This window comes from Nostoc sp. (assembly GCF_036916975.1).
GTDB lineage: Bacteria > Cyanobacteriota > Cyanobacteriia > Cyanobacteriales > Nostocaceae > Nostoc.
Window position 1 is genome coordinate 15,227 of record NZ_JBALFF010000086.1, and the last position, 24,419, is coordinate 39,645.

General features: G+C 41.7%; 19 protein-coding genes and 8 pseudogenes. 7 read left to right on the forward strand and 20 right to left on the reverse strand.

Translation table 11 applies throughout. The features are described from left to right. Positions 1 to 113 precede the first annotated feature (113 nt). The 14 genes and pseudogenes from V7K73_RS22205 to V7K73_RS22270 form a co-directional block, all read right to left on the reverse strand. On the reverse strand, positions 114 to 887 hold the full coding sequence (locus V7K73_RS22205) for an SDR family NAD(P)-dependent oxidoreductase (RefSeq protein ID WP_334883108.1): 774 nt from the start codon (positions 885 to 887) through the stop codon (positions 114 to 116). A gap of 72 nt (positions 888 to 959) precedes the next feature. Continuing rightward, positions 960 to 2,027 (reverse strand): DUF4432 family protein, encoded by a 1,068-nt coding sequence (locus tag V7K73_RS22210; protein ID WP_334883110.1) that lies wholly within the window; start codon positions 2,025 to 2,027, stop codon positions 960 to 962. 12 nt (positions 2,028 to 2,039) lie between these two features. After that, positions 2,040 to 4,523 (reverse strand): AtaL-like protein, encoded by a 2,484-nt coding sequence (locus tag V7K73_RS22215; protein ID WP_334883112.1) that lies wholly within the window; start codon positions 4,521 to 4,523, stop codon positions 2,040 to 2,042. 1 nt (position 4,524) lies between these two features. Beyond that, complete coding sequence (locus tag V7K73_RS22220; RefSeq protein WP_334883114.1) at positions 4,525 to 6,081, reverse strand: EthD domain-containing protein; 1,557 nt, start codon at positions 6,079 to 6,081, stop codon at positions 4,525 to 4,527. Next, positions 6,056 to 6,247, reverse strand: a complete 192-nt coding sequence (locus V7K73_RS22225) for a hypothetical protein (protein ID WP_334883116.1) — start codon at positions 6,245 to 6,247, stop codon at positions 6,056 to 6,058. Before V7K73_RS22225 ends, V7K73_RS22220 begins: the two co-directional genes overlap by 26 nt. Positions 6,248 to 6,433: 186 nt before the next feature. Beyond that, complete coding sequence (locus tag V7K73_RS22230) at positions 6,434 to 6,778, reverse strand: carboxymuconolactone decarboxylase family protein (RefSeq protein ID WP_334883118.1); 345 nt, start codon at positions 6,776 to 6,778, stop codon at positions 6,434 to 6,436. Between the two features lie 270 nt (positions 6,779 to 7,048). After that, positions 7,049 to 8,494 (reverse strand): sensor histidine kinase, encoded by a 1,446-nt coding sequence (locus V7K73_RS22235; RefSeq protein ID WP_334883120.1) that lies wholly within the window; start codon positions 8,492 to 8,494, stop codon positions 7,049 to 7,051. Between the two features lie 31 nt (positions 8,495 to 8,525). Continuing rightward, positions 8,526 to 10,190 carry an FAD-dependent oxidoreductase gene (locus tag V7K73_RS22240; RefSeq protein ID WP_334883122.1) on the reverse strand — a complete coding sequence of 555 codons (1,665 nt, stop codon included), beginning with the start codon at positions 10,188 to 10,190 and terminating at the stop codon, positions 8,526 to 8,528. A 209-nt stretch (positions 10,191 to 10,399) separates the two neighbouring features. Then, a pseudogene (aroF, locus tag V7K73_RS22245) lies at positions 10,400 to 10,908 on the reverse strand (3-deoxy-7-phosphoheptulonate synthase); the annotation flags it as partial. A gap of 236 nt (positions 10,909 to 11,144) precedes the next feature. Next, a complete protein-coding gene (locus tag V7K73_RS22250; RefSeq protein ID WP_334883123.1) occupies positions 11,145 to 12,527 on the reverse strand; it encodes an AAA-like domain-containing protein in 1,383 nt (460 codons plus the stop codon). A gap of 270 nt (positions 12,528 to 12,797) precedes the next feature. Then, a pseudogene (locus V7K73_RS22255) lies at positions 12,798 to 13,481 on the reverse strand (GAF domain-containing protein); the annotation flags it as partial. Positions 13,482 to 13,547: 66 nt separating this feature from the next. After that, complete coding sequence (locus V7K73_RS22260) at positions 13,548 to 13,733, reverse strand: hypothetical protein (protein WP_334883127.1); 186 nt, start codon at positions 13,731 to 13,733, stop codon at positions 13,548 to 13,550. 26 nt (positions 13,734 to 13,759) lie between these two features. Next, complete coding sequence (locus tag V7K73_RS22265; RefSeq protein ID WP_334883128.1) at positions 13,760 to 13,894, reverse strand: hypothetical protein; 135 nt, start codon at positions 13,892 to 13,894, stop codon at positions 13,760 to 13,762. 320 nt (positions 13,895 to 14,214) lie between these two features. Beyond that, positions 14,215 to 15,447, reverse strand: a complete 1,233-nt coding sequence (locus V7K73_RS22270) for an AIPR family protein (protein ID WP_334883130.1) — start codon at positions 15,445 to 15,447, stop codon at positions 14,215 to 14,217. Positions 15,448 to 15,671: 224 nt separating this feature from the next. Here V7K73_RS22270 and V7K73_RS22275 point away from each other — a divergent pair, with 224 nt between their 5' ends. Both V7K73_RS22275 and V7K73_RS22280 read left to right on the forward strand, forming a co-directional pair. Next, a complete protein-coding gene (locus V7K73_RS22275; RefSeq protein WP_334883132.1) occupies positions 15,672 to 15,836 on the forward strand; it encodes a hypothetical protein in 165 nt (54 codons plus the stop codon). Positions 15,837 to 16,039: 203 nt separating this feature from the next. After that, positions 16,040 to 16,346: pseudogene (locus V7K73_RS22280) on the forward strand (ISH3 family transposase); the annotation flags it as partial. A gap of 428 nt (positions 16,347 to 16,774) precedes the next feature. Here the strand turns inward: V7K73_RS22280 and V7K73_RS29935 are convergent. The 4 genes and pseudogenes from V7K73_RS29935 to V7K73_RS22300 form a co-directional block, all read right to left on the reverse strand. After that, positions 16,775 to 17,078: pseudogene (locus V7K73_RS29935) on the reverse strand (ISH3 family transposase); the annotation flags it as partial. Between the two features lie 196 nt (positions 17,079 to 17,274). Further along, positions 17,275 to 17,463 (reverse strand): annotated as a pseudogene (locus V7K73_RS22290) (DNA polymerase III subunit gamma/tau); the annotation flags it as partial. A 246-nt stretch (positions 17,464 to 17,709) separates the two neighbouring features. Then, positions 17,710 to 17,952: a XisI protein gene (locus tag V7K73_RS29940; protein WP_228042825.1), complete on the reverse strand. Its 243-nt coding sequence runs from the start codon at positions 17,950 to 17,952 to the stop codon at positions 17,710 to 17,712. A 151-nt stretch (positions 17,953 to 18,103) separates the two neighbouring features. Continuing rightward, positions 18,104 to 18,916, reverse strand: a pseudogene (locus V7K73_RS22300) (AAA family ATPase); the annotation flags it as partial. 393 nt (positions 18,917 to 19,309) lie between these two features. Between V7K73_RS22300 and V7K73_RS22305 the strand changes: the two are divergent. From V7K73_RS22305 to V7K73_RS22320, 4 genes and pseudogenes are all read left to right on the forward strand, one after another. Beyond that, positions 19,310 to 19,996: an AAA family ATPase gene (locus V7K73_RS22305; protein WP_334883137.1), complete on the forward strand. Its 687-nt coding sequence runs from the start codon at positions 19,310 to 19,312 to the stop codon at positions 19,994 to 19,996. Between the two features lie 137 nt (positions 19,997 to 20,133). Then, positions 20,134 to 20,919, forward strand: coding sequence for a ParA family protein (locus V7K73_RS22310; RefSeq protein WP_334883139.1), 786 nt, complete (start codon positions 20,134 to 20,136; stop codon positions 20,917 to 20,919). Next, entirely contained in the window at positions 20,919 to 22,037 is a 1,119-nt protein-coding gene (locus tag V7K73_RS22315) for a ParB/RepB/Spo0J family partition protein (RefSeq protein ID WP_334883141.1), read from the forward strand. The genes V7K73_RS22310 and V7K73_RS22315 overlap by 1 nt, the downstream gene beginning before the upstream one ends. Positions 22,038 to 22,531: 494 nt before the next feature. Then, positions 22,532 to 22,711: pseudogene (locus V7K73_RS22320) on the forward strand (replicative DNA helicase); the annotation flags it as partial. A gap of 5 nt (positions 22,712 to 22,716) precedes the next feature. On the opposite strand, the gene V7K73_RS22325 reads toward V7K73_RS22320, so the two are convergent. Together V7K73_RS22325 and V7K73_RS22330 are read right to left on the reverse strand one after the other, a co-directional pair. Continuing rightward, complete coding sequence (locus V7K73_RS22325; RefSeq protein WP_334883142.1) at positions 22,717 to 22,938, reverse strand: GAF domain-containing protein; 222 nt, start codon at positions 22,936 to 22,938, stop codon at positions 22,717 to 22,719. Positions 22,939 to 22,998: 60 nt separating this feature from the next. Continuing rightward, on the reverse strand, positions 22,999 to 23,139 hold the full coding sequence (locus V7K73_RS22330; RefSeq protein ID WP_292744443.1) for a hypothetical protein: 141 nt from the start codon (positions 23,137 to 23,139) through the stop codon (positions 22,999 to 23,001). Positions 23,140 to 23,374: 235 nt separating this feature from the next. On the opposite strand from V7K73_RS22330, the pseudogene V7K73_RS22335 reads away from it, so the two are divergent. After that, positions 23,375 to 23,785, forward strand: a pseudogene (locus V7K73_RS22335) (chloride channel protein); the annotation flags it as partial. Between the last annotated feature and the right edge of the window lie 634 nt (positions 23,786 to 24,419).

Below are 24,419 nucleotides of genomic sequence, written 5' to 3' on the forward strand. Positions count from 1 at the left end.
TCTCAATAAAAACACTTATTTGACTGCGATCGCAGCCCTAAATACGTGATTTAGCACCTGAATTTTAAGTACCTCACAAAATCGCATTGCTCCCATATCTCCTTTACCCAACCCTACCAAGATTCTTCAAGCTGGGCCGTCATACCGCCATCTACAAAAAGCTCTGTGCCAGTGATGAAAGAAGCTTCGTCACTGACTAGGAAAGCGGCTGTATAGCCAATATCCTCAGGGGTACCGATGCGCTTCATTACTTGCCGTTGCTCAACTTTACGCAGCTGTTTAGCCGGGTCATCATAGCTATCAAAAATGCTCTCAATCAGAGGTGTCAGCACCCAGCCTGGGGAGATGGTATTGACTCGAATGGTTGGACCATAGTCAAGAGCCATGTTGCGGGTTAAAGCAGTAATACCACCCTTGGAGGCTGCGTACGGTGCAACTGACTTGACCGTAGAACGCGAGTGTACCGACGACATATTGATAATTGCACCTTTGCCTAATGTCTGCATATGAGGGATGACATACTTGGAGCAGAGAAATACGCTCTTGAGGTCGATCGCTAAACAACGATCCCATTCCTCGCTGGTTGTCTCCAGCACCGATTTGTAAGTACCAACACCAGCGTTATTCACCAAAATATCTATCTGACCAAAAGTATCGAGGGTTTTTTGCACCATTGCTTTGACTTGCTCTTCGCTCGATACGTCACAGGAGATGAAAATGGCTTCACCGCCTTTGTGGCGAATCTTATCAGCAGACTGCTCACCTGATTTAGCATCCCGAGCAATGATGGCAACTTTAGCTCCTTCTTGGGCGAATACAGTAGCAATTCCCCAGCCAATACCCTTAGATCCACCGGTGACAATGGCAACTTTATCTTTGAGTCTCATGATTTATACCCCTTAAATTAACAAAATTGCTCACAACCAGATTTGTTCAAATTCAACTGACAATTTAGTTTGCTATTGTTCTACAACGCCATTGAGCGTAATGCGATTTATACCTTCTCCCTGGTAAGCGACGGCAACCAGCTCTGTTTCAATGACTTCTCCTGGCTTCATTATTAGTGCTGTGCCGTTGTCAACAGCATTCTTTACTCCAGTAGGTGGGTAACTAGTGAATGGTTCAAGTCCACAATTGTATGTTCGCCCATACCAGGGATAATCAGTGTGACCGCCGTAAACTTGCCACATCCAGAGATACTTAAACAGCTCTTTGTCCCAAGCCATACCGAAGCCTACACCTAGCCTCTGATTAGTCAGGCCATACCAACCTTCGGTCAATTCTTTGAAAAAGGCTATATCCACCGACCGAGTATCCTTGGAGAGGACACGAGTGATATCTTGCATTTCGGCGGTATGCCGATTCTTTACCTTTGGGAACTCATAATCCCCCCCAGGTTCCCATAAACCATTTTGGTGGTAAGCCATAATTTCGACTTTGGTAGCTGGCGTCTGAACCACACAACTGTCATCTAGGAATGGCTCTCCAATAACAGGGTGATGACCCCACATAACCGCGAATTCACCCGTTGACTCGTTGAGAAGGCGTTCGTGGATGAACAAGGCAGCGATACCGCGCTTCAGTGACATTGTGCGTTCGAGCATTAATGGTGAGCGGTAAAGACGTGCATGCGTGTGTAAAGCGACTCGCTCCTGGGTGTCTTCAGCGATCACCGCCTCGAAAGGCAGTTGCGGGACTTCGCCATGCAAGCCTTGATAGGTTCCCATGTAAGGTTCATTAGCCCACCCTGCTGATGGTAGTATCTCCTGCCAACCACCATAGTAGTAATCGTGAAAGGTTCCTTCAGGCAGACTACTAGTGACGATGAAGGGGCGTCGCATGGGAATGGGCGATTGCCACATAAAGTCGAGATCGCAGGGCTTGTATGTAAATTCAAAAATGGACGCGCCTTTTTCTAGTAACAAACCCACTCTAAGTAGATCGTTTTCAAGGTATGCGATCTGCATTCCCTTATAGGTATAGTCCAGACTAATGCGGCAACCCTCTTTTCTTCCGTAGGTATACATGAGTTATGAACTTTATCCTTTGCTGTTGGTAACTATGGCGCTCTTGGGTTCTATCGACCATTTAGGACCAGCGATCGACCATTTAGGGGCAAATCCACTTTCCACCCGTTTTTTCCCTTCAGTATGTTCAGCAAAGAACTTCTTCATGACGTTGTGCGTGATAATTCTCTTTTCTTGGCTTACCGTTAGCACAGAAGATGTGGCGGGGACAGGGATAGTTGGGTCACCGACAGGATTTGCATCCATAAAAATCCGCAGTTCCGAGAATTTGTCGCCCTCCACGCGGAAGATATCGCAGCAAGGAAGTGTAACTACCGAACCATCCTGACGCCAGTAGATGACATCCATTTCCACGAACACTACGTCTCCTACTTCCCACATCATCTTAATTTCGTGGTAGAGTGCCGAGACTTGACTGAAGAAGGAGTCTACAGATTTCTTAATGGCAGCTTTATTCAAACATGGCTCCAAGTTGCCGAACTGATAGACTGGTGTGTCGATAAAGAAGCTAATGAATCCTTCCGAATCAAACGCCTCACCTCTTGCAAACAACTGCTTGACCATGTCTGATGTTGTTCCTGGAAGCGTTTCTAACATAGGTTTGCCCCCATTTACTTTGCTATCTGAAACAGCATGTGGTGATTTTTTTTGTACCTCTTGCTGTTCAGCAACGGTTACTCCCTTTAGAACTGCCTGCTCAACCGCTTGGGCAATCTTTTCTTGAATTTCTTGAGCAACCTTTCGACCCTCAAGATTGTAAGGCTCCCAGTCTAAGGTATAGGTAAGTATCAAGGAGTCATTAGAATTGTTGCTTTGAGGTTGGACAACTGCGTTAACTGCTTCACCAATGAAAAAAGGATTATCCACCAACTTATGTCGGATTTCTCCCGTTTTTTCGTCCCAGGTTATTATCTCCTTGACTATCATGTTTGCAGCTTTCATCTGGCGCAGCACCCCATTGGTGTATCTCTCCAGAATCTTATAATCGCTAGCCACTGGATTGTAGCGTCCTGGGTTTTCAACTTTGTCTAGCATCATATTCCAAACAGTTGACCAAGAAGCATTTACAGGAATGCTAGATATGGCGTGAATTCTTTGTGACGTAGCTCCTTCCTGCTTGGGAATTAGATTTGGAAGATTATCATCTGAAACAGCTAAGAATCTTCCATTTATCATGTTTTGGTTTTTCATTTTATCTTCCTCCTGTACTTTGGTAAAAAGAGAAACTATGTCCGACTTTAATTGATTGGTTGCTCCTACTTTCTCGATCAGATTTGCAACTTTAGAACTCCGCTGACCTGCTAGAGTCATCTTGCCGTTGTAAACAAAGGTGTAAGCAGTTCGTTCTGCAAATGGTAAAAGCTGCTTCACATAATTTGCTTGATCTTTTACAGCTTTTGCATATTCTTTTGAGGCAAAGAATGTTTCCATTTGTAGAGGATTGGAAAATGCAATTTCAAAAGCTGCCTGATACTGCTTCTGTGGGGGTTCATAATGAGATACTCCAGCAGCATCGGGACGGGAATTATCTACTTCTTCAAACAGATGCAGTCGGAACTTGAGAACCGAGTCACTCTGGATAACAGCAGCAGCAAAGCTGTCTGTCATATATTTATGAAACTCGTCCAGACTGATGGCATCTGCTTTTTGGAGCATAACATGGAACTTAAGAATACCCTGTTTTCCGTTTGGATCTCCCGTGGGAATGCCATCAAGATAAGTTTTGGAATTACCAGCGATCGCACTATATCCAATCGCCTTACTGAATATATTGCGCTCATCATCCATGAGAATGGCCGCAGATTTAAACCATGTTTGACGGTCAACTTCTGACTCAAAGGTTAATTGAGCAATCCCATTAAACTGATCTTCTGGTGCTAAATCGTACTCAATCCCCTCAATAGTTGGCCACAAGTCCCCCTGATTATCAGCCAAATGGAACTGCCAGTATTGATGCTGGCCTGGTAGTCGGGCACAAACAGGGCCATGCACATTTCTCCAGTAGTCATCGAATAAATCTAACGTTATTGACTTTCGTTTCCATAAAAGAACGTAGAAAACTGCTGTGCCATTTTGATCACGTATGGCATAATCGGCTTTTTTAATTGCTGATATCATTGCTGCATTCCTTAGTTCAACACTACTTTGCTTAAAAATCTCGTTTAGTGTACTGAAGCAGCCCGCGACTTTATTAAATCCTGCATAAACACACATGAACAAAAGAAGTTCCTCAATTTCTTGATGAGTAGCTCCCTGTTTGAGAGCCATATCCAGATGTGCTGCAAAAGGATTACCGGGGCCTTTGTGATTTTGATTGACAACATCAACTGCGATCGCCATCAACGCTTTGGTTTTTTGGTCAATTAATGGCAGATCCCATGCTTCACCAGCTACACGAATCACAAAGTCACCAAACTTCGGGTTAATACTTTTTAAACCTGCTTGTAGTTCTAAATCATCTAAAACCGCATTTTTGTACACCCGATTATCTGTCATCTTAGGCTGTGGTGATCAATTTCAGTAGTCCACTGGGGGCAAAAACATCTCGATAGAAAGTCAATTGCTCAGTTTTGAGATAACATCCGCCTCTGTGTCCGCGTCGCATCCAATTGACATTTCCTTTAGCAAGTGTTTCGTTAGTTTCATCATCTACACACTTCCATTCAAAGAAAGTCATTTCCTCATGAAACATGACGATTGGCCAACACATAGTTACACCTGGTTGGGCAATTAATGCCCACCAATGTTGCTCACGCTCTTTTTGTTGTTCCAAGCCGTAATACGGACCATCCTGGCACAAATAAATGAGATCATCACGATATTCGTCAGTTAAAATATCACCTCTTCCTTGCCTTAATGCTTCGCAATGAGTAGGCCACCATTCTTTATTCTCTTGTTCAATTTGTTTGAGAGTATAATAAGAATCTATTTGTGGCTGGGTCTTTTCTTTCATCGCCACATACTTCTCGGCATCTTCTATGAGTTTTTTGGCGACATAGGCAGTCACGAGTCCTGGTCTAGAATAATCTGCTGCTAAATCTTTGTAATAATTATTCCGGGTCTTAATTAGACTATTTGCACCATTTTGTGAATGATTAAGAGAACCATTCAAAGAGCTATTTGAGTCGGAAATGAGCAGTTTTTTATCTAGCATGAGAGAAGTTATATCCTCCTTTAATTGGTTAGTTGCACCAAGGTTCACGATTAAATCTGCCACACTAGAACTCCGCTGACCCGCTAATGTTATTTGACCGTTGTAGACAAAAGTATAAGCAGATCGCTCTGGAAATGGGTTGATTTGTTTGATATATTTTGCTTGGTCTTTTACAGCTTTTGCATATTCTTTTGAAGCAAAGAAGTTTTTCATTTCTAGAGGATTGGAAAATGCAATTTCAAAAGCTGCCTGATACTGCTTATGTGGAGGTTCATAATGAGATACTCCAGCAGCATCGGGACGGGAATTATCTACTTCTTCAAAGAGATGCAGTCGGAATTTGAGAACCGAGTCACTCTGGACAACAGCAGCAGCAAAGCTGTCTGTCATATATTTATGAAACTCGTGCAGACTGACGGCATCTGCTTTTTTGACCATGACGTGAAACTTCAGGATACCCAGTTCTCCGTTTGGATCTCCCGTGGGGATGCAATCAAGATAAGTTTTGGAATTACCAGGGATGGTATTATATCCAATCGCCTTACTGAACAAATTGTGTTCATCATCCATGAGGATGGCAGCAGCTTTGAACCATGTTTGACGGTTAGCTTCTGTCTCAAAGGTTAATTCTGCAATGCCATCGAATTGGTCTTCTAACCCAGTGGTGTATTCGATGTCGTCAATAGCTGGCCACAAATCACCCTGATTATGAGCCAAATGGAACTGCCAGTATTGATGCTGGCCTGGTAGTCGAGCGCAAACTGGGCCGTGAACGTCTCTCCAGTAGTCATCGAATAGATCTAATGTTATTGACTTTCGTTTCCATAAAAGAACGTAGAAGACTGCTACACCATTTTGATCGCGTAAGGCATAATCAGCCTTTCTGATTGCTGAGATCATTGCTGCTATCCTTGTAGAGGTTATTATATTCAGATTTCCACTGCACAGGAGTTGGTTGCTGATGGAGTTCTACTAGCTTTGATATTGAAGAAAGCGAGAAGTAGATGGGTGAAATAGTCTGGAGGCTGATCAGGAATTCAATGCCCGTAGCGCTCGACTGCGCCACCGCACACATCCTTGGCGACCAACTCAGTAAAGCATTTCATAAAATCGTCACGAATTAAACTGCCTCATAATAAGGCTTTGGGAGATTTAATAACGCTACGAACTTGTGAAATCCTGTACTTAATAGAAGTTATGGTAAATACTGAACTTCTATCAGAAATAGCAGGGCTATTTCTGATTTTGAATATTATAGAGAACTCCAAATCTCATTCAGTGTGCCGAAGCAACCGGCGACCTTATTGAATCCCGCATAAGCACACATGAATAAAAGAACTTCCTCGATTTCTTGCCGAGTGGCTCCCTGTTTAAGAGCCATACTCACGTGCGCTCCAAAAGGATTGCCTGGACCTGTATGATCTTGATTGGCAATATCAACTGCGATCGTGATTAAAGCCTTAGTTTTTTGATCAATTAATGGCAGACCCCATGCTTCACCTGCTACACGAGTCACAAAGTCACCAAATTTGGGATTAATAGACTTTAAACTTGCTTGAAGTTCTTTGTCGTCCAAAACTGCATTTTCGTATGCCATTTTTTTTCTCCATATAGGGTACAAAATCCGCTTTTGAAATTCCAGTAATTCTCTCTAAATACTAATTACTAATGCTCAATTAAATATCGAGAACAAATCTATTTATTTAACTAAAAAATGGGCGTTAGTTTCAGAGTCTTACTGACTATTATCACATTATTTTTGATTGAAGATGGTTGAAAAAGTCATCTAAAACCTCATATTAAAACTCATGAGTTGAGCAAATAGATTTGGAATTCTGTATTTTGCATTCTTATTTTTTCAAATGACTCATTGATTTGACAAGGGCAAGCAAATAGTGAAACAAGTTCTACCTGGCTGGGACTCAAAAGAGAGCGTACCGTGGTGGCGATTCTCTACAATCCGGCGAACGGTGTCCAAACCGAGTCCTGAACCATGCCCCACTAATTTGGTCGTGAAGAATTGTTCAAAAATCCGCGTTTGAATTTCAGGTGGAATTCCACTGCCAGAGTCAATAATGTCAATCTGAGCAAAGCAATTGTCTTCTCTTCGAGAAGGTTCCCCAAGGGCACTGTCCCTTGGCCAATCCCTTTGCTGAGTTGTAATTTCTAGCAGTCCCTTACCATCCATTGCATCAATAGCGTTGTCAATTAAGTTCGTCCACACTTGATTGAGTTCACTACCATAGGCAAAAATTTTAGGAAGATGTTGATCATAATTGCGTTGCACTTGGATGCCGGACTTGAGTTTATGAGCAAACAATCGTAGGGTATCTTCTAAGCCTTGATGTATGTTTACTTCTTGCTGAATGCCTTGATCGAGATAACTGTAGGACTTCATCGCTTGCACAAGTTCGGAAACCCTCTGGGCTGATCGCAAACCATGTTTAATCATCGACATGACTTCAAATGAGAGCGATAGCCACTGCAATCCCATTTCTCGCAATTCAGTGTTGTCATTGCGCCAACGTTCCATGAGCTTTTCTAGGGTTTCAGTGTCAATGCCGCCTTCTGCTAAAGGTTCCGCTAATTTCCATGCCTGGTTCACACCGTAATCTTCTAACCATTCCAGTAATATGGTTTCGCGATCGCTTAGTGTTACCGGATCTAAACGATTATTCAGAATCACATCATAGCCTTGATCACGCACTTTTAACCATTGTTGAGTATGCGCTTCTTCAACATTGCGTTGTCCATAAACTAAGTTCATTCGTTGTAACTCCAGCAAAGCGCTTGGCATTTCCCCTAAACTACGAACAAGTGCTGCGGCTGGGTTGTTGAGTTCATGAGCTAGACCGGCAGCAAGTGTCCCCAAAGCTGCCATCTTTTCACGTCCCCGAATAAAGGACTCTATTCCTCGGATCCGACGCTCCACAATGCGGAAGACCATCCGCTCAAAATTGCGACACTCATGCAGTAGTTTACGGAAGTCCTCTCCCTTAACTTGATAAAAGTTACAATCTGTAAATGCCCGCACTGTCACATGTACAGGATCATCTGTAAGGATGAAAATTTCACCAAAAAAGGATGGAGCTTGGTGTTGTCCGATGGGAATTTCAATTCCTTCACTGCGACGGGTAAGGTTGATTTTACCTTTGACTAGGATAAATAAGCTATCTACAAGGTCTCCCTCATGCACTAACACTTCTCCAGCAAGGAGTTCAAATATTTGAGCGCGATCGCATATCCACTCCAATCGCTCTTTGGAAAGCTGTTGAAACGGGTCTAAGTTAACCAAATCTTCAAGACACAACATCAAGCAACCTCCTTAATTTTTGCCGCTGCAACTAAACATTACTCAGATAGCGGTGAACGAATTGAATAGCGATCGCACCTTCACCCACACCGGATGCCACCCGCTTAGTTGATCCGTGTCGCACATCTCCCGCTGCAAAGATGCCAGGAACACTTGCTTCTAGTAAGAAAGGAGAGCGTTCCAAATGCCAACCTTGAGGAGGTTTGCTATTATGCATTAAATCGGGACCTGTGATGATAAACCCCTGAACATCGCGTTGAATAACGCCATCCAGCCAATCAGTTTTGGGAATAGCACCGATGAAGATAAAAAGCGATCGGGCTGGGACGGTTTCAGTTTGTCCCGTCTGGGTATGGGCAATGACAATTTCTTCTAAATGTTCATCTCCCTTGACTTCAACAACGCTGCAACCTGTGCAGACTTTGATATTTTCAGTAGCCGCAATCTGGTCAATCAAGTATTGCGACATACTGGATGATAGCGACTCACCCCGCACCAGCATGATCACTTTGTTGGCATACTTAGAAAAATACATGGCTGCCTGTCCAGCAGAATTTGCCCCGCCTACCAAGTAAATCTCCTCATTCCTACAGGTGATTGCTTCAGTCATGGCAGCACCGTAATAAATTCCTGCCCCTGTCAGCTTCTCGGCTCCTGGGATATTTAGCCAACGGTAGGAAACGCCGGTTGCAATTAAAAGTGCATGACAACTAATCTCGCTGCCATCCACCAATTCCAGAACCCGATAAGGATCTTGCAACCTAACCCCAGTTACCGCTTGAGGAGTGAGAATCTCCACCCCAAATCGCCGCGCCTGAGTCACCGCCCGCCTTGCCAAATCGCTGCCGCTCAAACCAACCGGAAACCCGAGATAGTTCTCAATTCGTGAACTCGTGCCGGCTTGTCCACCTGGTGCCTCACGCTCAATTAAGACAGTATTCAATCCCTCAGAAGCGCCATAGACGGCAGCAGCCAGTCCGGCAGGGCCAGCACCAACGATCGCCAAGTCATAGAATGGACGCTCCGCCTGGGTTTGCAGTCCAATTTTAGTGGCAATCTGTAAATTAGATGGTTGGATTAATTGGGAACCATCGGGAAACAGCACTAAGGGCAATTGCTCTCTGCCATCGCCTTCGGCGTATTTCACCAGTTTTGCGGCATCCTCCTCCAGTTCAATATCTAACCACTTGTAGGGAATCTGGTTACGCGCCAGGAAGTCTTTTACCTGATGGGAAAAAGGCGACCAGCGATTACCAATGACTCGAATTCCTTCAAAGGGCGGGCGGAATGCCAATAGCCAATCATCTAGCAAATCATCCAAAACAGGATATAGTCTCTCTTCTGGTGGATTCCAAGGCTTGAGTAAATAATAATCAAGTTTGGCACTATTAATTGACTTAATCGCGGCATCTGTATCTGCATAGGCCGTCAGCAAAGCGCGCTTGGCATCGGGAAAGATGTCTTTTGCCTGTTCGAGAAACTCCACACCACCCATTTGGGGCATTCTTTGATCCACCAAAAATAGGGCAATTGGTTCATTACGCAATTTGAGTTGCTGCACCACATTCAGAGCAGCAATACCGGAATCTGCCCGGACAATGCGGAAGCGATCGCCATACTGATAGCGTAAATCTCGTGACACTGCTTGCAGCACCTCTGGATCATCATCGACGGTTAAAATTACTGGTTTTACCATAAACACTACTACTACTACTCAACGATAGCTTTTGCGGATTGTGTAGCATAACAAATCGTGTTGACGCTCAAAATTGGAAAATCCTATTTTTTGTCTCTAAACTATCATCAACTATCTCAAACCCTTATTGTTACGTTGGGCGAAGACATATAAGCACCCTTTAAAACCCTTGTACAGACTGGATTATAAATTTACGGACAAGTCTATTTACCAGAGGCGTGGCTAGGGTCAATCATAATCGGTAAGTGAGTTAGCGATCGCAATACTGGGATTGCAGATATATCCAGGGTATTCCGTGTAATTCCGTGTATGGCGGTCAAAAGTCCGAATTCCCCGCTCACACAAAATCACATTGGGATTATCAGTAAACCAAAATGTATTCCGCTGACATCAACCAATCTTCAATTGTGGCTGCAAGTCCGCGCTTTAACAGTACTGGCTTACCTGTCGCTCCTACTTTCTTGAGCAAGGAAAAATTCTGCATATTACGAGCGCCAATTTGGATTATATCTGCCACTTTAGCTACCTTGTCTAAGTCTGCTGTATCCATGACTTCTGTAATAATCCCTAAGCCTGTAGCTTCTCGAGCTAAAGCTAATAACTCTAAAGCACTTTCACCATGACCTTGAAAAGCATAGGGTGACGTGCGGGGTTTGTATCCTCCTCCTCGTAAAAACTGCGCTCCTGCTGCTTTAACTCGCCGTGCTGTAACCAAAATCTTTGTCATTGTTTTTCCTGATATTTAATTCCTGTTGTTTTCATACCTGGAGAATGCAGAAAACTGCATAATTTTCTATTCTTTTGTAATATAAACTGCATTACCTTGCAGCGAATTACTTTTAATATTAGTTGTCTCATCGGCTCTGAAACTCATAAAACTCATTCCATAACTCATAGGAAAACTCATGAAAAATAACATTCCTAAATAGGAATGGTACTTCCATAGCAATCGCACTAGTTCATATTTTTATTCTTCAACGCCAAATGCTGCTCTTTTTTCGTAAAAAATCGCCGATACAATTCACAACTTGCGATCGCTTCAGATCCAGAAAGTTTAATCAACCCCATACTGCTTAACTTGTGAGTAAGGATGGGATCTAAGAGAATAGCTTCATTGGCATTCAGAACGTTATCAAAAGCTTGTGCTAACTCAGGCTGTTTTTGCAAGGTTGCCCAGTGACGCTGCAAGTGATAAGAATAAATTTTGGTAGCAGTGGGAGCAGTTTCTAGTAGTTGCGACAGAGTTACCTCCTTTCGACTCAGATGATAGAGAGCTAAATGTACTAGTGCCGGATGTCCCCCGACCATTGCCATTAATTGTCTAGCTCCTTCTCCATCTGTCCAATTGAGTCCATAGCGTTGGGCTAACTGCTGTACCTCTTCTTGACTAAAGTTGTCTAACTGAATCGGTAACCCTACATTGAAAGGAGACTGATTAAGTTCAAGAGGAACATAAATCTCTGTTGAGTGAACCACGAGTAGACGAAGCTTTTGCCAAATGGGCAGTCTTTTCGCTTCTTCGTACCAAGAACGCAACAGAGGTAGAAAATCCTTCGCTACTTGGGGATGCTCGAAAATATGGTTCACTTCATCCAACGCCAAGATCAAGGGAGTATTAATTGACTCTAGTAGATATTCTTGAAAGTAGACGGTGCAGCTAACTTTACTTCCCAAATCTTCATCCCAATACTCGTCTAACATTGGTTGAAGCTGAAGCTGGCGGGTGATATTGACACACAACCAGCGCAAAAGTTGATTCAAGTCGCTCAGAATTGTCTGCTCGACTTGTTCTAGATTCAAGCTGATAGTGCAGTAACCCTGGCACTTCGCATAGTCAAGAATCCTCAGCAGCAGTGAAGTTTTGCCCATTTCTCTGGGAGCTTTGATCCTGATTAACGCTCCTGGTTTCTTAATTTCTTGATAGATTTGCTCCTCAAGGTAAGAACGTTTGAGGTAAAAGGGAGAGGCGAGAGGAACTGAGCCGCTGGGGTAGCAAGGTGACGTATCTTGATTAACTGTGGGGGGAAATTGCGTCAGGTCTTGTTTCAAAAGTTTTGTATTTGGAGCTGCTTCAATGATGGCATAGGATTCCAGCAGCACCTGACAGTTTTTCTTGGTGACGCGCTGGCCAATGACCTCAGAGAGTCGCCCAAACAATTCTGGGGCAACAACATTGGTAAAGTAGCCAGGACTATAACCTGCGTCTATAGCTATTTGGTTATAAGTTTTGTACTGCCAAATCCCACGCAAAACCAGATTTTCTGTGGAATTAAGGGGGCGATTGTGGCTCTCAATTAGCAGGCGGTCAACAATCTCAAACAGACTATCAAGGTTCATAGAGATTACAGACAAATACTACTAATAAAGATAACATGAGTTATGCAAGTAACACAATATCTGCCATTTATTAGTACAACATTATTGCTTAGACAAATTAAATTATCCAGAAGGATAGACCTCTTCTTTCGCTTTCCAGATTAAACAAAAGTTTTCGTAAATCAAACAAAAATAGATTCATAAATACGGTTTTGAACTCTCAAATTTCCCTGTTGCTTGACTACTAGCCCTGACAAAAGCAATTCCCTTTCCTCTGAACTATCAACTGCAATAATCTCTCCTTGATGCAAGATTTGGCGTTTTGAGTAACTCGTTTTCAAACAGCAGTTCGGCTTGGGTGGCTTTGAGAATTTCTAGGGTTTGTGAGAGTTCTTGAGTGCGCTCTTCTACTCTCATCTCTAGATTTCGGTTGTAATCTTCTAACTGTCCGTAAAGACGGGCATTTTCAATGGAGATAGCAGCTTGAGCCGAAAGAATTCTTAAAAACTCAATGCGATCACTGGTAAATGCATCTGTGGTTAAATTGTTTTCTAGATATAAAATACCGCTTAGTTTGCCTTGATTTAACAAAGGAGTACAGAGAATCGATTTTGGTTGAGTGGCGACAATGTAGGGATCGCGAATAAACTGTTCTTCTTCGGTAGCGTTATTAATAACTACATTTTCTTGAGTACGGGCAACATAGTTAACGATCGCAACTGGTAGGATAGGTGTCTGGCGATCTGCTGAAAGCAGCAGCGCTTCGCTATCGCCATCTACAGAGTCAATGGGAAGCGATCGCAGTAAAGTAACGTCATCAGAATCTACTGTGCTTTCAGCTTCAACCACCCATTTACGATCTTTTTCTAACATCAGAAAGCCTTTTTGGGCACCTCCATTTTCAATTACAGTTTTCATTAACTTAGTCAGGAGTTGGTCTAGTTTAATTTCGCTAGCCAATACTTGAGAGGCTTGTGATTTATGAAACTTCAAATAATTTCAGTAGCTGAATACTGGTAGCAAGTTAAATGCACGGTGCCGCTATACGCCACTGCTGCTTTGTTGTAGCTTTGTTGAGGCGATGGTAGCGATCGCATGAATTGAATCAGCATTTGTGGAAAGTAATTCACGCGATGCCTGCGGCGGGCGTAGCCATCGCGCTGGGTCGAGTTGTCCGCGAAACAGCAATTTAATTTCAGCAGGTTTAGCATTAAACTGTTCTGCCAAGCTCCTCACGTCATAACCATGCCGGGTTAAGGAGCGGTGTAAGGGGATGGGCCCATCAACTGGGTAAAATGGCCTGTAGCGGCGATCGCTAAACTCAACGTATAGCTCGTTGAATCAAAACTGACACGAATGGTAAACAAAGTCACAAAAATATTTGGCATCTGACTGAAAAAGGTAAGCTGTGGGGAACGGTGACACGGGACAAAGCTCGGACTCACGACAAGATTGTGGAACACGTTCGGTGGTTGCCAGATGTTTTAGAGGTCATTGATTTGAGTGTGGAGAAATCTGGGTAATGCAACAATGGAAATGGAGAATAATCTGTGAGCAATAGCACTTTTTCGATTCCACAAGTTAGTCCATCACTTAAAACAGTTATCAGTTAAAACCCAAAGACTTTACGACTTTACTGATAACTGTTTACTGTTAAAAGCCATCGCCCATCCAAAACGAATCTCTCAATAGAAACCACCTTATACTATTATTTCTTACCTGCTTGCACACGCCCTTTCGTACCTTGTGTCCCCTTCGCTTCTGACTCTTCCTTACTAGAATTAACCATTTGCATCAAGTGCTGGTTTAGATAACTTTGCGCCGAGATATACAAACTTTCCCAAATCTCTTGATTGCGACTGATTTTTGTACCGACTGTATTCCCTGCTGTTTTCTCCGATACTAGATATTTGCGGAAGTAGTTCGTCCATAAGTGTAAGAGAAAATCTTCAGCGAATTCGTCAAAAGGAATAATCCACTTATAGTCTTCGTTTAGAAATACCCGATATGATGCAATTATCGGTAGAGCCAGGTCAGTTGGCGCACCAAATCCGAAGGAGTACTTGCTGTCCGGCAACAACGTAGTTTTACGTATATCAATTGATGCTAGGTCGTTAACACCCTTTCTTCTGGGGTTGCTGATATGTTCTTGGATTATTTCGTAGAGTCTTTGCTCTATCCACAAAGCATGAGTTACCAGAGGCAAAAGTGCAGTTAATCTTTCCCTTTCTGTGTCTGTGATGTTAGAGGGAATACTCATACCTGCTGGGTGCTTGGCTCGTTTATTCCCGTCGGGATTGTATTTATTTCTGTCGAGGCAGTAAAGCAGCTTCAGCAAATGGGTAACATTGCACTGGGCGTTTCTGGGAGCGCCGCTTTGATTCTGGTAATAGGCGATGCGGAATTTTCTATCTTTTTTCTGTTCTAAGTCAGCTAAATACTGCTTGATGAATTTGTAATCACCTCTGGCGTTGACTTTGGAGCGAGAATCTACTGGGGTTGTGGTATTTGAAGCTAAGGCTATGTCCTTGGCTGATTCTTCAGTCAGTCCGATGTGAATCGTAACTTTTACCTTCGCTTGGGTTAGGTCATATTTATAGTTTTTAGCTTGCTCGAAGGCTAAAACTGTATGCCCGCCGTTGATAATGCCATCGCTACCCCCCTCTGAGGCTTCTAAAATTTCCAGTTCGAGTGAGGTTTTACTGGGCTTGACAATATTAGCTGACAGAACGATTCCACTGTGACGGGAGAAGAATTTTTCCGGTTGCGTCGTTACTGAGTCGAAGATTTGTCTGTAGGCGGCGCTTTTACGGTTTGGTTCCCTGATGTTGGGTTCTAGGGGGAGGTCTGTCGGGAAGCTGTCTACATGGGCGGTGGCGATGATGCAGTTGGGGTTGAGTTGAAAATAGTTATCTATCTTTATGTTCCAAGTCTTGGGCATAGTTATTTAGGAGCCGAGGTGAAATTTCATGTTAACCCTACTGTTGGGCTACAGATACCAAATTTCTCTGGAGAGACGAATAAAATATATTGAGATTGCCCAACAGGAGTACATCAAATATACACGCAACCCAGTATAAGCGATAACATTATATGGAAATTGAACACTCTTTTTAAATACATTACATGAAATGCCAATTCTTACTAAACGCCTTGTTCGCACACATGAAAGTAGGTCATTGGTGGATAAGTGCCTTATTGTGGATGAGTTTGGCTACCCTAAGTCGAGCATCTGTAATCCTACGTAGCAATCGAGCTAAGCGCAATGATGGACAGAAGCGGGAGCAACGCGATTTTCTGAAGTTGGATAAAAAAACGAGCGATCGCTAAAATATACTCTTCAGTAAATAGTTCAAATATATACATTCAATGTAGAGATAATACTTAAAATAAGCTTCAGTAGTCTATTTTGAGAGATGTTGAAATCAAAAAATTAGAAAATATGGTAATTAATTTTATACTTATCAGATTCTGGGATGTCCCCAAAAATGAAATGATGGAAGTAGTATTTGCGCCTGCTTTGGCTAAAAAAAATGACTATTTCATCAGAACAATTGGTTCTAACAGACTCGGAAACTTTGGATGAAGTTCTTAAATGAAAAGCCAGAAAATTTCTCCATTAAAACTCAAGGTGCTTATGACCAACAGAGTTTGTTTGAAATTTTAGTCAAAGCTGCAAGTAGTGGAGATAGTATTGAAAACACAGCAAAAATATTAAAGAATATTCCAACCGCGAATGATATTAGATATCATCTTGATAAAATAAATAATTTTGAGCTATTAGAATCACAGATTAATCAGGCTTTGAAAAGTAGAATGACTGCGAGAATTCAAAAAGGCTTGACCGCCACTTCTGCGATCGCTACGTTAAAGGTACTGAACGCCACGATACTTTTGAAGAAATTAGCTACCAGCAAGTACAACGTTTAATTCAACGTGAAATTAAACAACCTCAACAGCAAGATTTATTAACAGTAAACCAAAAAGTTTTTCCAAAAGGGCGAACGCTAAAATACTGATAGCTTATAATACTAGTAAACACAGAATCCTCTAACCAGCAGACATAGTATAGATTATGATTACTTATGATTAGTTGGTCGATAAATTTTCAGTGCTAGCCTGTTGGAATATAAATGCTTTCAACTACTTGATATTTGCGCTGTAAGGCTTGAGATAAAAAGGCTAACATCTATTTAAGTGTAAAAAGTGTACGATAAATTAATCGGCTACCTTTCCTTTTACGACTTATTCTAAGCCAGAGGAGGTTAACCCAAAGGAATTCGACTTTTCAGTGATTGATTGATTTGCGCCTCTAGCTCTTCAAAATTATTGATTTTTTTGAGATGATATCTAATATCGTTAGCTGTAGGAACATTCTTTAATAGTTTAGCTGTGTTCTCAATACTATCTCCACTACTGGCTGCAATTATTACGAATCTCGAATAAAGTTTGCTGGTCACATACTCCTTGAGTTTCAATCGAAAAATTTTCTACTAAACACTCAATAACTTCATCTAGGGTTTCTAAGTCTGTCAAAATTGGTTCTTCTGTAGACTCACTCCTCTTAGCAATTCGATGAGATAAAACAGTCAAATTTTTCAGCCAATATACGACACACTCCTTTGATCATTTCATATTTTGAAGTGTTATAAAATCTGATAACTATTTTTTATGTAATGAGTATTACATGATACTTGCTTGTCTGTACTCATTTCTTGGTGATATCTCCTGTATCACTAGTGGTTCGACCTTTTAGGAAAACTTTTTGGTTTACTGATTTAGCAAATATCCGAGCAGTTGAGGTTTTACCTGTGCCTCTAGAACCTGTGAATAAATAAGCTGGTGCAATTTGCAGGTATTTGACAGCATTAGTCAGAGTAGTTTTGATGTAGGGCTGTCCAACTAATTCGGCTATTGTCTGGGGTCGATATTTTTGATGTAGGGCGACTGTAGACATAGGATTCATTAACCTTAATTTGTCGCCCTTACCCCTGTTAAGGGGGTGTAATTTTGAATCCAAAGTAGGCTGATTTGCTCAACCGTTACCAGCAGTATTTACCTATACCATAAATTGAGTATGCCTAATTATTTAAACGTTGAAACAGGTGTATAAGTTTATGGAATTTACAACCGAGCTATAGCCATTTTAGAATTCATATCCTTGGCTCATAAAACGCTAAATTTCTATTTTTTACCTGCTTCCTTAAGCAGTAGCGAATTCTGTTAAACCTCGTTTACTGGGATGATGGAAACCCAAAACAATATCGGCTTGGGGTATTCCGGCTGATAGCAAATCATCAACAACGCATAAATTAGTTGCATCTTCTTCCACCCAAACTTTGCCGTTTTTAATGCAGAGATAGATGATAATATATTGTATCTGCTTTTTGTCATCCCAACCAAATCGAAACCAAAGATATTGATCTCTTGTTTCATCAAAAGCCAAGCGTTAGCGTAGCTTACCGCAGGTATCGCTTACTTCAACTCCCGGATCTTTTACAACTTGAGTATTAGTAGTTTCGTAATACTCAGTTAATATCTTCTTAATACCATTGCGGTATTGTATTGCTCTAGCTTATCCATTGCCAAATTTCCTCCTTTAACCAATCGCGCAACAGGTCTAATCCACCAAACGGTATGGTCGCCGGTTTACCCAATTCAATATCCATCTGAGACAGTAGGCGGGTTTTGTATTCGACAACCAAAGGGATGACCGTAGTATCAATTACTATACCTTTAGAAGTTAATCGCTCCTTGACAGTCAGCCGGAGAAAGTCGCTAATTTCCTCCAAGGTTAGCCCTAATGCTGCTCTTGTCAAGGTTTCTTTATCTTCAGTAGTGAGAGATACGGTAAAAGTTACCTCTTGCTCACTGGCAGATTCTTGCAAATACAACAAATATGATTCTAAGTGGTCTTGAATTTGCTCAATGCTGGGCAAAGGAACTTCACAGCAAGGAATTAGCCTCGGCAGGGATTCGTGCAGTTGAATGTTTTGACCTAAAAACACAATTCGCTTTTCAGTCGGTTTGAGGCGATGGTACAAGTTTTTTACTCTGGTGAGAACTTCCCAACTCAATTGCAGGGAGTTTTTACCGACAAAAGGGTGAACATCTCCCAGGATGAAAACCCCATTACCGCCGAAATTGTTGATGTACTCGAACACATAGATTAAAGGGTCTATGTTATGAGGCTTTTTATACGTCTCGACTGATTTGAACACCAGTCCACCGTCGTCAGCAATCAGACATTGCTCCAAGCCGGAAACTCCCAAATTCCAGAAGTACACAGGACTGTTAAGTTTGCCCTTTTCAGTCCAGGTGAATGTCGGTTCATCGTTGCTGTTAAAATGGTTAGGTAGTTGGTATTTGGGGTCTAGTTTGTCACCAAGATTATCTACTTTAGAGCCGATTTTGGTAGCAGCTACAGCCAGTGGATTATCTGTGACTGATTCTTCAGATACAGTTTGAAAATTTTGAGACTTTTGAGACTTTTGAGACTCCGGTGAGTCCGGCTTTGCTTCTTGCAAGCGACTGGCTATGTTATCTACGCGGTCATTCTGCTGTTGCAGTTCTTTGAGAATTCGTTCAAGCCGCTTTTCGTCAGCCTCGGCTGCTAGCTGTTCCAAAACACCTTGTCCTACCGCAATTCCCAGAGATGCCAGTTGTCCTGTTAAGCCTGCCAAATTCACCCCATTCACTTCTCGTCCATTGGTGGCAGCTGTGGCACTTAAACGCGAAGCTTCGTCTAAAGGCTCTCTGGATTTGGAGTTTTTGGCAGCAGTTTTACTTTTTATACTCTTTTTTTGGCTACAGTATTGCCACTGTTAGCAGCTAATTGGGGTGTACTACTGGGTGATCCTCACCCCGACAGAGCATTAAAGGAGTTTATTGCTTTGGTGACTTCCCTTTCTCCCTGTGTACTTTATTGGGATGACTTTGATAAAGGCTTTGCTGGCTGGGACTCCAATGCAGATGGAGGTGTGGCACGGCGGCTATCTGCTGCTTTGTTGACTTGGATGCAAGAGCATCAAGAGCCAGTTTATACCATTGCTACTGTCAATCGCTTGTCAATGCTACCTGCGGAGTTAGTTCGCCGTTTTGATGATATCTTTTTTGTGGATTTACCCCATGAAGGGGCAAGATATGAAGTTTTCAATCTACATCTAGCTAAGTATTTTCCAGCTTTTCGAGACAATAACTCACCTTGGAGCGATGACCAATGGCGTAGACTGTTGGCTGAATATCGCATTTGCAGTCCAGCAGAAATTGGTAATGCAGTCCGTCGTTGTGCAGAGTCGGCTTTTTATCAAGGTAGACCAGGGGAAATTGAGTTTGAGGATTTGCTGAAACAGCGACAAGAATTTACACCAGCTATGGAGCGAGAGTCAGAACAGATACAAGCAATTCGCAATCAGGCTATTTATGCTAAACCTGTGGCTAGTCTGGATGTTTCTCGATTTGCTTATCAGCATCGGGAGTTATTTGGGTGATATGAGTGAAATTTTTGAAATTCAGGTTGTGTCGGATTTTAAAATCCGACATTTATTAAAATTTTAAAACTTATGTCTGTCGGATTTTAAAATCCGACAAACAATTGATATACTGCGACTAAGCTTGAGTAATTTTTATGAAACAGATAGTTCTCGCACTCCTGGCTAATGCTGGTGGAGTAGGTAAGTCTACCATTAGCACACATATTGCCTATGAAGTAAGCAAGCGGGGTTATACAGTAGCTATGTTAGATTTAGACCCCCAACGTTCATTGGATGTGTTTTGTGGTTTGTCGCCAGCCGAAGCAAATTTAACTACAGTAGAGTTACTTTCTAAGGATTTTAAAGGTGATTGGTCATTAGTACCAGTTTGGGATTCCAAGGTTCAGGTGTGTCAAGGACATCCCTTGTTAGCTGAAATAGCTAATGAATTGGTGATCAGAAAAAGTGGAGAATATAGTCTAGCTGACAAACTAAATAAATATTCATTACCTCATAACTTAATTATTTTGGACTGTCCTGCAACTTTGGGTATGCTAAATGTCAATGCTTTAGCTGCTGCTACTCATGTTTTAGTTCCAGTACAGTTAGAGATGAAAGCTATTTCTGGTTCGGCAGAGTTAGTTGAATGGTGTATATCCACAAGTGACGAGTTACAACTTGAACCACGTCCACCAATTTTAGGGTTTGTTCCCAGTATGTATAACACAGTTGTAGCTATGCACAGGCAATACCTGGCACAGTTACCTGCAATTGCTGAGAGATTAGGGATAAAGTTATATCCCAAAATTCGGAGTTATAACGAGTTTAAAAATGCTAGTGCCTATGGATTACCATTGCACAAGTATCGTCCCAAGCATCCTGCTTGCAAAGATTTCAAATTAATTGTTGATGATGTCATTGCATTAATTAAGGAAAAATAATGGCAAAAGCATTACCGCAAATAGGCGATAAATTTAAAGGGGCAGTACAGAAAACCGATCAAGAACAAAAAATTACGGATTTACAAGCTGAAGTAGAAAGGTTACGTGCATCGCAATCACCAGAATTAGAGACAGAAATCGCCAAACTGCGCGAACAATTGCAAACGCAAACAGGTGAGATTGCCATTGATACAGGTTTAATTGACCCTAACCCTAATCAGCCAAGACAAACAATTACACAAGAGTCTATTCAGGCAAAAGCGAGATTACTAAAAAAACATGGGCAGATTACACCAGTAATTTTAGTTCCTCAAGATAACGGCCGTTATATGCTCTTGGATGGACAGTTACGTTGGTCAGGAGCGAAGCTATTAGGATGGGAGACTATTCGGGCATTAATCGTACCTCAGCCACAGGATTTAGACCAATCTTCGTTATTGACTTTTTTAGGTTTTGAAGATTTAAATCCACTGGATAAGGCAGAAGCAATATTTAAAGAGATCACCAAATCAACTGGTTTAGAAATTGATGAGGTTGCTACAACTCTTGGTGCTGTACTTAAGCGGCTTGAACGTAATAATCAAGTCAAGGAACTAACAAAATTATTAATTGCTAGTAGTGAGGAGCAACAACAAGGTTTAGAAATACTGGATATTAATAACGAGGAGCAAGCTTTATTTTTAGTGTTCTTAGAATTTGGGTTGAATCCTGCTTCTGTTAAGTCCAATCTTTTACCAATGTTATCTTTGCCAGAAGATTTAAAAAAAGCAATTCGTTATCAAGAACTCAAAGGCGCTCACGCATTGGCATTAGCAACATTGTCATCAAAAATATTGAAAATTTCCGAGCAAGAAGCAGCTATAGAACGAATAAAAGCAACAGATCTGGTATTAAAAGAAAGTTTAACTGTACCTGAGACACGCGATTTAATTAAGGGTATTAAAGCTAAGTATTTAACATCAGAACAATCTGAATCGAAAGAAGTAAAAGTAATTATTCAAAAAATCAGTAGTGGATTATCTGAGATGACTTTAGCTAATGCTAGTCGTGAACAACTTCAATCTTTACAAGAAATCTTGGAGCAGAAATTAAACGAAATTGGTAAGTTAATCGAATAAGTTTTTGGGGCAAAAAGAGCGATCGCTTAGGCCACAGTTTACTTATCCCCAAGCAACTACGGGTGAGTATTTTTACAAACAAAAAGGCGTTGGCGTTCATGTAGCGTACCCGTAGATACCCAGAGGACGGCTTACCAGAAGGTAAAGTAGATTAGGTTATACGAGGTTTGCCAAACCCCATATCTTCTCAAAATCGCACTTTAAATTGGGTGTCTCTAAAATTCTTACAAGGTTATTATGGATACACTAATTACTCAACTAAATAAAGTTAATAGTGTTGATTGGTTAATCATGAGTTTATAGCTCAAAGCACTTGACTATCTCCACACAAAACCCTTACGACGCAAGTATTTTGGACTGACCAACATGGAGATTATCCAATTACATCGCTTTAAAATTGGATATGGGCAAGCAACAAGTCCACATAATACCCTTATGTTCATTAATATCATGGGATTACTATGGATCATACTGCTGATGATATCAATTCACTGTCTTTCATTGGAAGTTTTCTGGCTCTCCAAATGATACTACTCCACAATCTACCTGTGGTCATCTTCTCCTTGGAGATGACAAAGAAACAATTGGAGTACAGGCTGTGGAGTTTAATTAGTATTACCAACGCCTATAAGCATTTAGAGTTAACGCCATTAAAAAGCGATCGCATCGCCCGCGAAGTTTAAAGTCTGGCATCCGCTATGATCAACCCAAGAGGATGTGCAATAAGTTGTAATTGCTGTACATCGCGCTCAGTAAAATTGTGAGATTTAAAGTTACCAACGTGCAGAACCCCAATCACTCCTTCCTCAACAGGTAATGAGACGCCAACGAGCGATTGCAATCCCTTCTGGTGCAGAATTGGACTCACGACCTCTACTGCTGACACATTATTAACCATCATCGGCTCCACACTGGCGGCAATATGACCAGCAATGCCCCGCCCGATAGGGATACGGATTTGTTATGTAATTTCTTCCTCTAGTCCAATGGTTGTTTGTACAGCTAAACTCTGTAGGTCTGCAACTGGAAGTAGGAGTGTAACAGTATCTACGGATATATAATCTCGCAACCACTCAAGCAGCCTATTAAATGTTGCATTCATATAGATTTGAGTAGTGCGACAGCAAAAATAAAATCAGAAGAGCCGCTAACAAATACCCACTTTCAAGCAGTACAAGATGTTACAAGTTTTGTACTGCTATTGCACATATCTATCTTTAGGCATAGAAAAATTTCATTGTGATTTCATTTTTTTATGAAACCCTATGAATAGGGTGAACGGTAAGACATTTCAGACATTTATATACCTTCATTGATGACAAGTGATTGCTAAAAATATGTTAGCCAGGGGTAAAATTCTCTGGTTGAGGCTTTCCCGTCAACTGCTTCAACCGAGGCGCTTGGCTTTCGTGGAAGCTTGCCTGATTGGTCTAGTTTCTGGGTTAGCGGCAGTTCTGTTAGGACAGGCAGTGGATTGGGCAGGCGCATTGCGAGTGCGTATTTCTTACCATTGGCCTGCCTACTTAGTATTACCAGCTATTGGACTAGTAGGGGGACTTTTAGCTGGTTGGCTAGTAGAGCGCTTCGCACCGGAAGCATCAGGTAGTGGGATGTCTGAAGTCAAAGCCGTATTGGCTCGCGTACCAATGCCGTTAAATCTGCGAATTGCTTTGGTCAAGTTGATCAGCGCGACATTAGTGTTGGGTTCGGGAATGCCTTTGGGACGGGAAGGGCCAACTGTCCCCTTGTTACCTGCTGCCTTTCGGGATCATGCTGGGCTGAGAGAAATTTTGCTTGCGGGTAATACTAACTGGTCATTTGCAGCGATCGCTCTTTTAGTTCAGTTCACCCTAATTATTTTTCTATTTAAATTCAAGCTCCTTTGCACTAAAATATCTCCAAACAAACAAATAAATTTAATTGTTTGTTTGGAGAATTTTAGTTTTATATATCAGGACTCATATTTGATTTTTGAAAAACTCATTGCCACTCAAAAAGCTTTCTTTTGTATTGGCTATGTAGATACCCACTAAACCCAATAAATTCTCTAAATCAAAAGATATTCCTATATTGTCATTAAATAAACTGTGATTGCTCTATTAAGCTAAAGCATATCTAATTTGCATATTAAACTTTTCTGAATATCTTGTGGGGTGGGCATCTTGCCCGCCCTGATTATGCAACTTTAATGCCGATTAGGGTATAGTAGATTATTCTTCCCATGAACCCGTTTAAAATCCTGAATAAGTTCTTTATCTACACGTTTTTCTGCATTGGCACTTATGCGAGGGAGCAATGCGATTTTGTGAGGTTTGGAAAAAAAGGTGCGATCGCTAAATCCTTTTCTCAGTAGCTAAAATATATTTATACTAAATAAGCAGT

Excerpts from the sequence above, each read along its gene's own strand:
- V7K73_RS22265 (WP_334883128.1), bottom strand. The coding sequence starts at position 13,894 with ATGCCAAATATTTTTGTGACTTTGTTTACCATTCGTGTCAGTTTTGAT.
- V7K73_RS22250 (WP_334883123.1), bottom strand. The coding sequence starts at position 12,527 with ATGAACCTTGATAGTCTGTTTGAGATTGTTGACCGCCTGCTAATTGAG.
- V7K73_RS22270 (WP_334883130.1), bottom strand. The coding sequence starts at position 15,447 with ATGCCCAAGACTTGGAACATAAAGATAGATAACTATTTTCAACTCAAC.
- V7K73_RS22230 (WP_334883118.1), bottom strand. The coding sequence starts at position 6,778 with ATGGCATACGAAAATGCAGTTTTGGACGACAAAGAACTTCAAGCAAGT.
- V7K73_RS22240 (WP_334883122.1), bottom strand. The coding sequence starts at position 10,190 with ATGGTAAAACCAGTAATTTTAACCGTCGATGATGATCCAGAGGTGCTG.
- V7K73_RS22275 (WP_334883132.1), top strand. The coding sequence starts at position 15,672 with ATGAAAGTAGGTCATTGGTGGATAAGTGCCTTATTGTGGATGAGTTTG.
- V7K73_RS22325 (WP_334883142.1), bottom strand. The coding sequence starts at position 22,938 with ATGATGGTTAATAATGTGTCAGCAGTAGAGGTCGTGAGTCCAATTCTG.
- V7K73_RS22205 (WP_334883108.1), bottom strand. The coding sequence starts at position 887 with ATGAGACTCAAAGATAAAGTTGCCATTGTCACCGGTGGATCTAAGGGT.
- V7K73_RS22215 (WP_334883112.1), bottom strand. The coding sequence starts at position 4,523 with ATGACAGATAATCGGGTGTACAAAAATGCGGTTTTAGATGATTTAGAA.
- V7K73_RS22330 (WP_292744443.1), bottom strand. The coding sequence starts at position 23,139 with ATGAATGCAACATTTAATAGGCTGCTTGAGTGGTTGCGAGATTATATA.
- V7K73_RS22210 (WP_334883110.1), bottom strand. The coding sequence starts at position 2,027 with ATGTATACCTACGGAAGAAAAGAGGGTTGCCGCATTAGTCTGGACTAT.
- V7K73_RS22220 (WP_334883114.1), bottom strand. The coding sequence starts at position 6,081 with ATGATCTCAGCAATCAGAAAGGCTGATTATGCCTTACGCGATCAAAAT.
- V7K73_RS22310 (WP_334883139.1), top strand. The coding sequence starts at position 20,134 with ATGAAACAGATAGTTCTCGCACTCCTGGCTAATGCTGGTGGAGTAGGT.
- V7K73_RS22235 (WP_334883120.1), bottom strand. The coding sequence starts at position 8,494 with ATGTTGTGTCTTGAAGATTTGGTTAACTTAGACCCGTTTCAACAGCTT.
- V7K73_RS22315 (WP_334883141.1), top strand. The coding sequence starts at position 20,919 with ATGGCAAAAGCATTACCGCAAATAGGCGATAAATTTAAAGGGGCAGTA.